Here is a 12,679-nt window from a genome sequence, read left to right as displayed (position 1 = left end):
CCCGCTCTGCAGGCCGAGAGCATTGCTGTCGGCGACAGCGTGTTCCTCGACGACGAATTCACCGCCACCAGCGACAGCAACGACGGCACCCTGCGACTAGATGGGGCCGAGGTCTCGGGGGATCTGTTCGTGGATCCGGCCAGTGTCAGCAACACCGGGCAGAACCGGTTGGTGTTGGACTTGCAGAGTGCCCAGGTCTCCGGCGATGTGGTCCTGCCGCTCGAAGAGTCACTGGCCGAGTCCGAACAACAGTGGCGAGTAGCCGTGGACGGGCTCCGCTACCCCTTCATTCCGAGAGCGGGAACCTATCACCACTGGCTACGGCTGTTGCGGGAACACACCGTGAAATATGCGGCACAGCCGTACCAACAGTTGGCCGGTGTCTACCGCGCGGCCGGACACGACCGGGAAGCCCGCGAGATCCTCATCGCCCAGCAACGCGACCTGCGCCGCCGAGGCGAACTCGAAGGATGGCTCCGCAGACTGCTGCACCGACTCAGCGGCGCCTTCATCGGCTACGGACACCGCCCCTTCCGCGCCCTGGGCTACCTCGCCGGACTCTGCACCACCACCGTCGGACTGGTACTGCTGGCCAACCTGTTCGACCTGGCCGTACGGGCCCATCCCAACACCGGGCCGTGCTCGATCGCCGAAACCATCGGACTCGGCATCGACACCGCCGTGCCCCTGCTGAAAACCGGCAGCGGCCAACGCTGCGAGATCGCCACCACCAACACCTGGGGACAAGCCCTCTACCTCGGCAACTACCTGCTCACCATCCTCGGCTGGGCCTTCGCCACCCTGTTCGTCGCCGGATACACCGGCCTCATCCGCAAAAACACCTGAACACCAAAATTCGACCACCGAATGAGCCCAGCCAGGTGCGGGTCTACGTCACTGGCGCGGTGGCCTGTGCCCCTAGGAAGAGGCCCGGCGAGGACGTCCGCGGCGGGCCCGGACTTCGCGGGAACACGTGCCCACCCGGCCGCGGTGCCACGTCGAACCGGCGCACCGACGATGGACGTCTCGCCCCTCTCCCCGGCAGGAGTCATCCCTGATACCCGTGGGTGACCTTCCGGAGGTTCCGAGTCGGAGGCGACACTTCCGGAAGACGGTGCGTTGAGTGTTCGGCAGCACACCGATCAACTCGGGCACTCGAAGGTGTCTACGACCCCGGACGGGTACAGGGTCCGCAAGGTCACGAGCCGTGAAGCTGCCGAAGCGTTGAACAAGGTTAGGTGGTTCGGGCGGTGAAGTGTGGCAAAGGTGTGGGGACGATCTCGGTTCGGTCTTCCCACATGCCTGTTGCGCTGGGGTGTTGGTGGGACGGGTGGGACTTGAACCCACGACAAGACGAATTATGAGTTCGCTGCTCTGACCTGCTGAGCTACCGCCCCTGTGACTGGCTTGGCCGATCATACCGCTCGCTTCGTCCAGTATGACCGCCGGGGCGGCCGCGCGGTACCGTCCGACGCGAAAAGGCTCGGCGCACCACCCCGGCGCACCGAGCCCGCGATTCCGAAGAACTGACTCGACTCAGCGACCCATGAAGGCCGCGACGTCGAACGATCCGGTCAGCTGACCGACCACGACGATGCTCGCCAGCAGCGCACCGACTCCCGCGACGGTCAGCACCGCCAGCATTACCAGGTAAACCATCGCCTTCAACGGTTTGGGCAGCCGGGTCACCGCCGAGAAGTCCGGCACTGACAGCTGCCCAGGGTCCTTACCGATACCAGGTGCGGACATGATATCTCCCCCGTCCTCTGCGATCCCCTGTCATATTCCGCCACTCCGGGGACGAAGAGCGGCGGAACCGCGTTGTGTAACAGCGGCAACGAAATCGATCGCGGCTTCCAGCCTACCCCCGGCCGAAAATCGGCCATGATCGCACGGCAAAGCTCTGCGCTGCGAGAACACTGATCGCAGCATTTCCCGTGCATCCCGCTGATCGCCAACGGAGCATGGATCGTTACCGGAGTCTGACCGTTCCGACATCAATACACCCCATCGAGTGAAAATGTCGGTTTCGGCTCGACACGGGCCCCGTCACCTCGCACACCGCGCGGCGAACCGACCGGGCGGGCCTCAAGCCTCGATCACCGGTGTCCACCGTCATCATACCCGGCATGATCGGACCTATCGAGGACGTCGAGCGCCCCGAAGAGCCGGACGACGCCCAACCGGCCGGGCTCGACCTTCGCGGGGACCTCCCGCCCCGAACAGCTCCCGAGCCAGCGGTCTTTCGATCGGCCGCACCGGAAACGCCGATCAGGCCGGAGGCACGGACCGCCCCAGCGGGGATCGTCGGGGCGGACCGGCCTCGTCCCGAACTCACCAACCACGATGCGCCCCACGAGCGGGGAACCGTCCGTTCTCGTTTCCTCCGAGAATCCCTACGAGTGACCGTGCCAGAGCTCGCGGCAGGGCACGACGTGCGTGCTACCAGCTAACACTGTTCCCGCACACCACCAAATGAGGTAATTTCTCCCGCACACCGCCGACCGATTCGACTCGCGCGAAACCGAATCACTTCACCGATATCGACCGACGGGAAGACCGAACGTGTTTTCCCGCAGCGACAGCAGGAAGAATCGGCTCTACTGGTGAGTCGCGAGGCATACTGGGAGACATCGGGCCGACCCGCATCGAGCCGAGGGGACGAGGAACCGATGACGAGCACGAAGCCTGACACACCTCATCGGAGCGACAAGGTCGTCGCGTTTCGGTACATATCTTTCACGGTCCTCGTCGGGCTGGTGTTCTGGGTGTCGATCCCCTTCGGATACGCCCCCCTGCTGCTCGGACTCGTCCTGCTCGGCGCGGGGTTCCTGGTGAGACGTCGGGATCCGGGACTGGCTCGGGTCGCCCAGATAGTCGGGGCGACCATCACAGTGGTCGGACTCGTCATCCTCTCCGCGCTGGTCACCAGCACCAGCAGCGGTGGTGGTGGCCCGCAACAGACCAAGGATCCTTACCAGACCCCTGTTCAACGCTGACCAACGAACAGCCCCGCACTACGACCGCACCGCGCGCCACCGCGAAGTGGCCGGGTTACGGCCACCCGGCGTCCCAGTCGGGAGGAAATGTCGCTGTGAACGCTCGGCCCGCACTTACGGGCGGAGATCGCTCGTCCAGCGATCTCGAAATCTTGGATCGAAGATCACACTCCATCTCGGATGGTGATCGTCAGGGCAGGTAACTGTTCGATGTGCGGCGCCCGAGCAGAATGTGATTCAAGCTTGTGCGAACGGTGCCGCAAGGCGATGGACGACCGGGAGCACAGCCCGGGCAACTCCGCTCAGAACGAGGACCGCTCCCCGCTCTTGCTCTCGCTGGACCACCCTCGGATGCACCCGTTGATGAACGAAATTCCCTCGCAGGAGCGGCGCAGGAACCAGTTGCGCCACGCCTCGGCCCACCAGGGGTGTGCTTCGATGATCTCGTCGCGCCAGACTCCCTTGGGGTAATCCAGATCGGCGCGCCAGTTCTCCTTGAGACGCTCCCGCCGCCGCAACGCGTCGACCACATCGGGATTCGAGTAGTCGATCTCTTCCTCGGCGGGGTCGCCGGGCAGCACGTCCCATTTTCCGAAGTCCGACTCGGTGAGGAAGGGGCGTATCGTCATGGCTCTTACGTACATCAAACCCCCGACCACGTCGGGTCAGGGGTGTGATCGGAGTCATGCGGTGTGAGTGGTCTGAGCCCGGTGTGCGGCCACCGCCGTGGTGTACTGCTCGGTGGTCAGGTCGTCCTCGGTGATGCCCAGCGGGGTCAGGACCGTGCGGACCGCCGCCAGTCCGGCCGGGACCTCCTCGGTGCGATCGACCCGGGTTTCGACTTCGAGGAAGGTGCCTTCCAGTTCGGGGACGTGGACCAGGGTGGCGAGCAGGTCGTAGCCGTTCTCGGTGAAGCGGTAGTTGCGGCAGTGCTTGCTGAAGGCGATGCGTTCGGTCAGTCCGAGACCGGTCAACAACGCCGCCACGGCCTGCCCGTCGGCGACGGTGGTCTCGTGCTCAGGTTTGGAGCCACTGGCGTGCACGGCGGGTTCCTTGAAGGTCAGCACGGTTGTCGAGGAGTGCTCGCTCTCCACTGTTCGCAACCGCACCTCGTGGCCCTGATCGGTCAGCTCCCCGCTCGGCCGGTCGAAGTAGCGGTCCCGGTAGACCTGCACGTGTTCAACGGCACGCGAGACCAGGCGCTCGCGCACCGCCTCGGGGTGACGAACGCGTGCCTTCAGTTCGGCCTCCACAGCCACGGCGACTCCCTACATGATCCGGACGGCCTGGTTGCGCAGTTCGCGGGTGAACCTGCGAAAACCCCGATGTAACGCACCGTGCGAACTTTCCGCAATCTTGTACATCCGTGAGGTGTGTCCCTCGTGGTTTTCCCCGAAAACGGACACGAACTGGACATCATCGAGACTCAGTACTCGCCAGGTCGGCAGCATATCGTAGAAATACACGTGCACATCGGTGTACGCGCTCAGCTCTTCGAGACGGGAGACGCTGAGCTCCACTCCCGATTTGAACACTCTCCAGCTTTCGCCGACCTCGCTGGCTCGACGCCGCGCTGCCTCGCCGTTGGGGTCCAGCAGCAGAGCGCTCACCCTGGGACGATTACGGCTGGCGACCGACCAGAGCAGGGAGTCGTTCATCGCGAGGATGCCTAGCCCGCGCACCGCCACGATCTCGATCGTGCTCGCGTTGGCGGCTGCCCGATGAATCTCCGGTGCGGCGCTGGACTGGGACGGGTATGTCGCCAACAGCTCAGCTTGGTCAGCTGCCCCCAAGTGGTCCACTCCCAGAGGGCGTGTCGGTGCCAATCCGAGCAGAACTCGCACCTCGTGGGCATGTTCAACCCGTCGGCGATGCGTTCGTAGACCTCAAAGGCCGTGATTTTACGTGAGCCGTTGACGATCTCACTGACACGTCCTTGAAGGATGTTCGTGACTCCGGAAAGCTGCGACTGCGTAACCCCGGCCGAGCGTTGCAACACCCGGAAAAGTTCCCCAACGTCACGGTCACGACATGCTTTCCGCAAGTCATAGCGCTTCCACACCGATTCGGGAACATCGAGTGAGTTCCACACGAGAACGATCTTCTCATCATGAGAACCCCGAGCTGGAATTGGGTCGCGCGCTCACCGTGTCGATGCTGGAAATGATGAACGCGGGAACGGCACCCATCGGCCGGGGACTGGCCCGGTCGGTGCTGGACACGGTGGAGCACGACATGCTCGATGTGGACCCGCCCGAGGACAGGCACACGGTCTACTGGGTCACCCCGGAGGACGGCGGGGCACAGCACGCCACGCTGGCCACTCCCCCCGAAACCGGCGGGTCGGTCGACACGCTCGGCGGACACGGCCCCATCGAGGTCCCCGCTGATGCCGCTGCGCGGATGCGGCACACCCAGCGGTTCTGCCCGGACTGCTTCGCCGCCTACCTGAACCTGCCCGGCCCCACCTCTCGGTGGCACCACACGGAGTGATCCCCATGACAGCGACGCAGACCTACCACTACTGGCTTCCCGTCCCGGACAGAACCGGCTACCGCTGGACCCGTCACGCCTTCCGGGGAAATCGGTGGGACGGCCGCACCGCCGAGATCTCGGTGTGCAACATCCAGTGCGCGATGGCCCAACCGAGCGAACTTGACTGGTTCCAGGCCCCCATCTGCCAGGAATGCACAGACATCCTGCTGGACGAGCAGACACCCTGACCCCAACCGTTCCCGTTCCAGACGAAACACCGACTACCGACCGATCCACGAGAGGAGAAAAGCTTGGCTCCCCCGTTCCCGCGTGAAGCGCGCTGCATCCGCGAAGCCCTGGACCGCGCCGACCCGCAGCGTCGCGCCGAGTTCGACCGTGACTTCCAGGAGGCGTTGAAAAAGGTCGCCGAGGACTACGACACCGGCCACATCGACACGGTGCTCGACGACTGGTGGGGCGCGGCCATCCTGGCCGAATACCCACCCACCGAACAGGAGGATGAGATCAAAGCCCGCGCCGACCGAGGAGACTTCTCCGGGCTGATCCACATCGACGAGCACAGGCGCTCGTGGCGCGAGGACGAACACGGCAACCTCTGGCGCACCGACGAGAATGGCGACCTGTGGCGGCAGAGCCCCGCAGGCAAGCGGGAAAGGATCGAGGCGAGCACGACCCCGGAGGACGAGGACTGATGGCTCGCTACTTCATCCGCTGGGTCGACGTCGCCGAAGACGCCTACTACAAGCTGCCACCCAAACAGCAAAAAGCCGTCGACAAACGCATGGACCAGATCGCGGAAAACCCTCGGGACGGCAGCAGCTACGACAAGAGCACGGACCGGTGGACCACCACCGCCGACAACGGCACCATCATGATCGTGTTCGCGCTCCACAACGAGACACTGCGCATCACCATCTTGCGCCTGTTCTGAACCCGAGTCCAGCGAATCCCAACCCAACCGCTCATCCGCGAGCTGTCGTGGACCACCCCGGTTCTCCCCGTCCGAGCAGCCGGGGTAGCTCCCCTCCCCGACCGACCCGGTGCCATCTCCGACGCGCGACACCGGACCTCGTTCGCCCCGCCAACTCCACCCCGCGCACGCTGCTCAGCCGGGAAAACGATCTCACCGATGCGGGCAGCCCCTCAGCGCGCGCTCGGCAGCGGCGCCTTCGAGTGGTTCATATCACCTTTCTTCCGCAGGGCGGCCACGACCAGCCGGAGGAACCGGAACCGCCCGCCCGGGAAGCGGCGGACCCACCGGGCACGCGCGGACACCGAACCCCGGAACGTGCACTTCGGACGCTCCCGCGTGATACACCCCACAGCGGCGTCGCCGAGGGCCATGTTCGCCGACGACGCCGGAAACGTTCAGGGGGACTTCGCGGGGGCCGATACAACCACGAAAAAAGCCCAGGTCTGTGACCTGGGCTGAAGCTCCCCCGGCTGGACTCGAACCAGCAACCTTTCGGTTAACAGCCGAATGCTCTGCCATTGAGCTACGGAGGAATGTTTCGTTTTCCGCAGCGCCCCGCGCTGACAGCTTCTACTCTAGCGCACGCCGCGAGATCCTCGAACACCCCCCTCCCTTGTGGGAAAACACCTGTTCACGAGCTCAATGCCGATGGGCGACGAGGAAGATCCGCCGGAAGGGGAACCAGGTTGACCCGTCGGCGCGGGGCGGATACGCGCTCCGCAGCCTGGGGGCCAGCTCGCCGAGGAAACGCCGCCAACCGGCCTCGTCGAGCAGCTCCCGCACGGGACGCAGCGCGGTCCCTGCCAACCAGGCCAGCACCGGGTCCTCGCCCCGCAGCCGGTGCAGGTAGGTGGTCTCCCAGACGTCGAGCTCCACTTCGAGATCGGCGAGGGCCGCCGCGTACTCCCCCGGTGAGGCGACCCGGTCGGGATCACGCGGCACATCACCGAGCTCGGCCCGCCAGCGCGGTTCCGCGACGAGTTCGTGGAGGGCGCGGTGCGCCGGGGCCTCGAAGTTGCCCGGCAACTGCGCCCCGAAGCACGCCCCGGACGGCAGCGCGAGCAACCACCCCCGGAGCAGTTCGAGATGGCCGGGAACCCACTGCAGCACCGCGTTGCAGGCGACCACGTCGGTGTCCGCCCCCGGTGACCAGTCCCGCACGTCGGCGACCTCGGCGGGCACACCGGCCGCCACGGCGGCACGGACCATCTCCGGCGAGGAGTCCAGCGCCTCCACCTCGGCGTCCGGCCACCTCCCACGCAACAACGGTGTGAGGTTCCCCGCACCGCACCCCAGATCGACCACCCGCCTCGCCCTCGCCGGGTTCATCCTGGCGAGCAGGTCGCGCATCGGGCGCTCGCGCTGCTCGGCGAAGGCCAGGTAGATCTCCGGATCCCACATCGCGCCCCCGAACGAAAACAGTACGTACGTACTGTATCTTTCGGAGCCACTCGCGTGAAACACCGAATCGTGGGCTCACTCGCCCGTCTCGGTCGCACGCTCCAACCGCCGGGCCACCTCCCGGGTGTACTCGGCCAGAGCCGCCTCGTCGGTACCGGCGTCCGCCCTGACCTGCAGCACCGTGCCGTCGCGCCCCGGTATCCTACGGCGCACGAAACGCGCCCCTCCCACGGAGGGCAGCTCGCGGTGCTGGGTGGAGCGGATGGAGCGGGTCACCCGACTGTGCACCACATCGGGCAGTTTGCCCGCCGCGTCCAACCGGTAATCCCGGCGCGGCCGGTCCCGGAGCAGCACCGCCCCCTCGACCCACCACCACTCCTCGGCCTCGACGAGCCCGAGGAGCCCGTCCTGCCACCGCACCTTGCTCAGCAGGTGCCAGCCGACACGTCGCGCGCCCGACTCGTCCGGCACCCACAACCCCAGGTTGGTGGCCACCAACGGCCCTTCGGCCCCCGTGGCCGTGGCCAGCACGCGTTCCTCGTCCCCGAGCACGCCGCCGAAGTCGTCGGGCAGCTCGCGCTCCCCGGTCAACAACGCGCGCACTCTCCTGAGCAGCGAAGTCATACGACACCGTCCGCGGCCTGCTGTTGCAACGATCTGTGGTACTGCTCCAGCGCCACCAGATCCCCGAACAGGGCGTGGTACTCCTCGGCATCGTCCAGCGGGGACAACCGCTGTACCCGCGACTTGATCTCGTCGATCTGCCGCGCCACCATCCGCTCGCGCAGCCGCGCGAGGACACCACCGACGTAGCGGTGATCCTGCTCGGACTTGGTGTCCGGCGTCTCCACCGCGAGTTGGGAGAGCAGTCTGGTGGAAGGTTCGTCCGGGCACTGCTCCCGCACCGCCTCCACCAGGGTCGAGCCGGCTAGGCCGGACTGGGTTCCGCCGGCCTTGAGCAGGGCGGTGTGGAGCTTGGCATACTCCGATTCGGTGAAGGCCTCCTCCGGCAGCGAGTCGTAGACCGGCCCCGCCAGGGCTGGCATCTGCAACGCCGCCTTCAGCGACTCCCGCTGGGACCAGCGCAACTGGTCGTGGCGCGGCGGCCGTTGCGGCAGCCGCTCCTCACCGGAGGCGGGCTCACGGTCGGCACGCCGCTGCCTGGCGGCGCGGCGGTTCCCGTTGGCGGACTCACCGGAGTACTCCCGTACCCGTCGCACCACCTGGTTCTCGTCGTTCCAACCGGTCCAGCCGGACAACTGTACGGCGTAGCCGTCCCTGCTCGCGGGGTCCTTGATCCGCGCCACCAGCGGCACCGTGCGCTTGAGGGCGGCGACCCGGCCGTCCACCGAGTCCAGGTCGTAGCCGTCGAGCAGGCTGCGAATGGCGAACTCGAAGAGCGGCCGCCGCCGGGCCACCAGGTCGCGCACGGCCTCGTCCCCCCGGCGCTGCCGCAGTTCGCAGGGATCGTCGCCCCCCGGAGTGATGGCGACGTAGGTCTGTGCCGCGAAGCGCTGCTCGCCGTCGAAGGCCTTCAACGCCGCGCTCTGCCCCGCCTCGTCGCCGTCGAAAGTGTAGATGACCTCACCTCGGAAGGTGTCGTCGTCCATCATCAGTCGACGCAGCACCGCGATGTGCTCGTCACCGAACGCCGTACCGCAGGAGGCCACCGCCGTGGGAACCCCGGCGAGGTGCATGGCCATCACGTCGGTGTAGCCCTCCACCACCACCGCCTGGTGGCGCTTGGCTATCTCGCGTTTCGCCAGATCGATGCCGAACAGCACCTGTGACTTGTTGAAGATCGCCGTGGCCGGGGTGTTGATGTATTTGGCCTCGATCGGATCGTCGTCGAAGATCCGACGTGCTCCGAACCCCACCACGTCACCACCGAGGTCCTTCAACGGCCAGAGCAGCCTGCGGTGGAACCGATCCATGGGGCCGTGCCTGCCCTCCCGGGACAGCCCCGCCTTGTAGAGCTCCTCGGGTTCGAACCCCTGGTTCAGCAGGTACTTGGTCAGCTTGTCCCAGCCGCTGGGGGCGAACCCACAGCCGAACCTGGTGGCAGCCTCCTCCCCGAAACCACGCTCGGTGAGGAAATCACGCGCCTGCCGCGCCTCCTCCGAGCGCAACCGCTCGGCGTAGAACGCCGCGGCGAGCCGGTTGGCCTCCACCAGCCGGGCGCGGGTGCCGGGTTCCCGACGGCTCGTCGGGTTGCCGTCCTCGTAGCGCAGCCGCACGCCGGCGCGGTCGGCCAGACGTTCCACCGCCTCGACGAAGCCGAGGTGCTCGGTCTTCATCAGGAAGGCGATGACGTCACCACCCTCACCACACCCGAAGCAGTGGAAGGTGCCGTGGTTGGCTCGCACGTTGAAGGAGGGGGTCTTCTCGTCGTGGAACGGGCAGAGCCCCTTGAACGCGTCACCGCCGGAACGGCGCAACGCGACGTACTCACCGACGACATCGTCGATCCGGTTGCCCTCGCGTACTTCGGCGATATCGCTTTCCCGGATTCGTCCCGCCACGGATCCAGTCTAGAGGTCGCCTCGGCCGGACTCGCGGAACGGCTTCGGAACTCATCGCGGAGCGGTTCGCTCGGCGTGGCGGGCGCCGACCCGCCGGGCGGGGCCGCGAGCCCGGGCCTCAACCGGCACGGAACATTTCCGAAAAGGATTCTCAGCAGGGCAACGGCGGATTGTTCGGGCACAATCGCGGTGTGCGATCGGCTGAGGAAGCTCTTACGTCGGAGTTCGACAGCCCGCGTGCGCGGCTGCTCGGACTCGTCTACCGGCTCACCGGCAGCATCACCGACTCCGAGGAGGTGGTGCGGCGGACCCAACCGCGATCGGTCGCGCCCCGGAGCCACGCGGACCCGTCCGGGGATGCCCCGGACGAGTGGCTGTGCGGCCCACCCGGAAAACTCTCGATCGAACGGGCGTTGGCAGGCGCGGCGCGACGCGAGCACTACGTGGGGCCGTGGTTGCCCGAGCCGATCGTGACGCGGCAGGCGAACACCCGGACCCCCGATCCGCTGGAGACGATCGGGCGCGCCGAGGACGTGCGCATGGCGGCGTTGCGGGTGCTGCAACAGCTCACCCCGGAGCAGCGGATCGCGCTGGTGATGCACGAGAACTTCGAGATCCCGTTCGACAGGATCGCGGGACTGCTCGGCTGCACGGTCACCGCCGCCGGCCAGTACGCCTCGCGGGCGCGGCGTGCCATGAACGAGGCGCGGCCACCGCAACGGGTGCCCGCCGCCGAGCAGCACGAACTCATCGAGGCGCTGCTCACCGCGCTGGCGGCGGGTGACCAGTGGCGGCTGGCGCGGTTGCTTCACCCGCACGTGAGCGTGCACGGCGACAGCGACGGCAAGGCGCGCACGGCGCTGCGACCGGTGTACGGCCGGGACAAGGTCACCCGTTTCCTGCTCAGCATGATGCGCAAGTACCCGTCAGCCACGCTGCTGAATCCGCGCTCGGTACTGGTCAACGGGGACCCGGGACTGCTCCTCCCCGGAGTTCGGGGCGACGGTACTTCCCAAGGAGCGGTGTCGGCCCGGGTGGTCGGGTTCGCGGTGCGCGACGGCTGCGTCGCCGAGATCCACGACATCGTCAACCCGGACAAACTGACCAGGGTCTCCTACCCGCACGGAGGTGTCTGACGGGCTCGCCCCGGCGAAGCGCGGAACCCCTCAACCGTCGGTCGCCGTGCGGTCGGGATCGGTGATCCTGGCCAGGAAGTGCACCACGCCGCTGTCCCGGTGCCGGACCAGGAACAGGAACGGCCGGTCCACACTCACCCGCACGGGATCGTCGAACAGTGAGGTCAGCCGCATCATCGCCGCGGTGGCTGCGGCTCCTTCGAGCCCCTGCTCGTCGATCCGCAGCACTGCTTCGTGCAGCGCGGTGGACACTCGCAGCGGCCGCGGCGTCAAAGGGGTGAAGTCGGCGGCCGGGGTGAAGGCCCGTCGCACTCCCAGGGCGGCGAGGGGTTCGTCCAACGCTCCGGAGCCGAACACCGCGAAGCGCGGCAGCGAGAGCCGGACCGGCCGTTCCTCGACCGCGTCGAGCAGTTCCGGCAGCCGGTCGTGGTCGAGCTCGGGTTCGGCGGTGGCCAGCTCGGCGTCGGGCAGCAGCACGAACGCCTGGATTCCGCCCACCACGCCCATCCGGACGACCTGCCAACCGTGCCGAGCCGCGTAGCCGAGCCGGGTGGTCAGTCGCATGAAGAGCACCGACGACGTCCCTCGACGGGTGCGGAACGAGCCGGAGACCGTGTCGTCCGGGTCGAACGCCTCGTGCCACGGGGCCTTCAGGTAGAGCGCGTTGACCAGCGCGGCGACGGTCTCCGAGTTCACCGCTCCCGGTTCGACCAGCTCGGGGACCAGCCCTCGCGTCACGTCCGCGACGTCGGCGTTGATCCGCTCCCTGGCCCGTTCCGGGTCGTCGTGGAAGTCGGCGGCGCGGATCTCGGCGGCGAACCGCCCTTCGAGGGTTCGCGGGCCGGCTGGGGCGAGCGGCAGTCGCTCGTCGACCCACAGCCGGTTGGCGACCGCCAGGCGGACCCGGTCCCGGGACTCGGCGTCGAGGTGCGCGGCCGCGTTCAGCGGTTCGACGAACTCGGCCCCGGCCGGGTCCGAGCCGAGAGCTTCGGCCACTTCCTCGCGGGTGCGTCCCCGCGAAACGGCGGCCAGCAGTCCGAGGGTCGCCGCCACCGAGTGGGGGGACCAGCAGAAGTCCTCGCGGGCATCGGGGGCGAGCCGCCGGTGCAACCGCCACAGGAACCGGACATGGGAGTTCACGGCGACGCGGTC

Annotated in this window: 14 protein-coding genes, 2 tRNA genes and 1 pseudogene; 7 read left to right on the top strand and 10 right to left on the bottom strand. The window is 67.3% G+C overall.

Going from position 1 to position 12,679, the window contains the following annotated elements; all coding sequences use genetic code 11:
- Positions 1 to 846, top strand: a pseudogene (locus BLQ75_RS11425) (hypothetical protein); the annotation flags it as partial.
- Positions 847 to 1,319: 473 nt separating this feature from the next.
- Here BLQ75_RS11425 and BLQ75_RS11420 read toward each other — a convergent pair.
- Together BLQ75_RS11420 and BLQ75_RS11415 are read right to left on the bottom strand one after the other, a co-directional pair.
- Positions 1,320 to 1,397, bottom strand: a tRNA-Ile gene (locus BLQ75_RS11420).
- A gap of 139 nt (positions 1,398 to 1,536) precedes the next feature.
- A complete protein-coding gene (locus tag BLQ75_RS11415) occupies positions 1,537 to 1,749 on the bottom strand; it encodes a hypothetical protein (RefSeq protein WP_092601432.1) in 213 nt (70 codons plus the stop codon).
- 923 nt (positions 1,750 to 2,672) lie between these two features.
- Between BLQ75_RS11415 and BLQ75_RS11410 the strand changes: the two genes are divergently transcribed.
- On the top strand, positions 2,673 to 2,999 hold the full coding sequence (locus BLQ75_RS11410; RefSeq protein WP_211481315.1) for a hypothetical protein: 327 nt from the start codon (positions 2,673 to 2,675) through the stop codon (positions 2,997 to 2,999).
- 302 nt (positions 3,000 to 3,301) lie between these two features.
- On the opposite strand, the gene BLQ75_RS11405 is transcribed toward BLQ75_RS11410, so the two are convergent.
- The 3 genes from BLQ75_RS11405 to BLQ75_RS11395 are packed head-to-tail and all read right to left on the bottom strand — an operon-like array spanning position 3,302 to position 4,765.
- A complete protein-coding gene (locus BLQ75_RS11405) occupies positions 3,302 to 3,628 on the bottom strand; it encodes a hypothetical protein (protein WP_092601430.1) in 327 nt (108 codons plus the stop codon).
- 54 nt (positions 3,629 to 3,682) lie between these two features.
- Positions 3,683 to 4,258: a class IV adenylate cyclase gene (locus BLQ75_RS11400; protein ID WP_092601428.1), complete on the bottom strand. Its 576-nt coding sequence runs from the start codon at positions 4,256 to 4,258 to the stop codon at positions 3,683 to 3,685.
- 9 nt (positions 4,259 to 4,267) lie between these two features.
- Positions 4,268 to 4,765, bottom strand: a complete 498-nt coding sequence (locus BLQ75_RS11395) for a hypothetical protein (protein ID WP_211481314.1) — start codon at positions 4,763 to 4,765, stop codon at positions 4,268 to 4,270.
- Positions 4,766 to 5,153: 388 nt separating this feature from the next.
- Between BLQ75_RS11395 and BLQ75_RS11390 the strand changes: the two genes are divergently transcribed.
- The 4 genes from BLQ75_RS11390 to BLQ75_RS11375 all read left to right on the top strand — a co-directional run bounded on the left by BLQ75_RS11390 (position 5,154) and on the right by BLQ75_RS11375 (position 6,426).
- Complete coding sequence (locus BLQ75_RS11390; RefSeq protein WP_244515451.1) at positions 5,154 to 5,492, top strand: hypothetical protein; 339 nt, start codon at positions 5,154 to 5,156, stop codon at positions 5,490 to 5,492.
- A gap of 5 nt (positions 5,493 to 5,497) precedes the next feature.
- Complete coding sequence (locus BLQ75_RS11385; RefSeq protein ID WP_092601424.1) at positions 5,498 to 5,722, top strand: hypothetical protein; 225 nt, start codon at positions 5,498 to 5,500, stop codon at positions 5,720 to 5,722.
- Between the two features lie 63 nt (positions 5,723 to 5,785).
- Positions 5,786 to 6,187, top strand: a complete 402-nt coding sequence (locus BLQ75_RS11380) for a DUF6247 family protein (RefSeq protein WP_092601422.1) — start codon at positions 5,786 to 5,788, stop codon at positions 6,185 to 6,187.
- Positions 6,187 to 6,426, top strand: coding sequence for a type II toxin-antitoxin system RelE family toxin (locus tag BLQ75_RS11375; RefSeq protein WP_092601420.1), 240 nt, complete (start codon positions 6,187 to 6,189; stop codon positions 6,424 to 6,426). The genes BLQ75_RS11380 and BLQ75_RS11375 overlap by 1 nt, the downstream gene beginning before the upstream one ends.
- 503 nt (positions 6,427 to 6,929) lie before the next feature.
- Here BLQ75_RS11375 and BLQ75_RS11365 read toward each other — a convergent pair.
- From BLQ75_RS11365 to dnaG, 4 genes are all read right to left on the bottom strand, one after another.
- A tRNA-Asn gene (locus BLQ75_RS11365) sits at positions 6,930 to 7,001 on the bottom strand.
- A gap of 106 nt (positions 7,002 to 7,107) precedes the next feature.
- Complete coding sequence (locus tag BLQ75_RS11360) at positions 7,108 to 7,869, bottom strand: trans-aconitate 2-methyltransferase (RefSeq protein WP_092601416.1); 762 nt, start codon at positions 7,867 to 7,869, stop codon at positions 7,108 to 7,110.
- 75 nt (positions 7,870 to 7,944) lie between these two features.
- Positions 7,945 to 8,493 (bottom strand): hypothetical protein, encoded by a 549-nt coding sequence (locus BLQ75_RS11355; RefSeq protein ID WP_092601414.1) that lies wholly within the window; start codon positions 8,491 to 8,493, stop codon positions 7,945 to 7,947.
- Positions 8,490 to 10,391 (bottom strand): DNA primase, encoded by a 1,902-nt coding sequence (gene dnaG, locus BLQ75_RS11350; protein ID WP_092601412.1) that lies wholly within the window; start codon positions 10,389 to 10,391, stop codon positions 8,490 to 8,492. Before dnaG ends, BLQ75_RS11355 begins: the two co-directional genes overlap by 4 nt.
- A 191-nt stretch (positions 10,392 to 10,582) precedes the next feature.
- Here dnaG and BLQ75_RS11345 point away from each other — a divergent pair, with 191 nt between their 5' ends.
- Positions 10,583 to 11,527: a sigma factor-like helix-turn-helix DNA-binding protein gene (locus BLQ75_RS11345; RefSeq protein ID WP_092601598.1), complete on the top strand. Its 945-nt coding sequence runs from the start codon at positions 10,583 to 10,585 to the stop codon at positions 11,525 to 11,527.
- A gap of 30 nt (positions 11,528 to 11,557) precedes the next feature.
- Here the strand turns inward: BLQ75_RS11345 and BLQ75_RS11340 are convergent, their stop codons facing one another.
- A complete protein-coding gene (locus BLQ75_RS11340) occupies positions 11,558 to 12,667 on the bottom strand; it encodes a serpin family protein (protein WP_092601410.1) in 1,110 nt (369 codons plus the stop codon).
- Positions 12,668 to 12,679 lie beyond the last annotated feature (12 nt).

The sequence above is a fragment of the Actinopolyspora xinjiangensis genome (genome assembly GCF_900104475.1).
GTDB lineage: Bacteria > Actinomycetota > Actinomycetes > Mycobacteriales > Pseudonocardiaceae > Actinopolyspora > Actinopolyspora xinjiangensis.
Note: the sequence above shows the minus strand (reverse complement) of the source record. Positions and strands in the feature narration are given on the sequence as shown.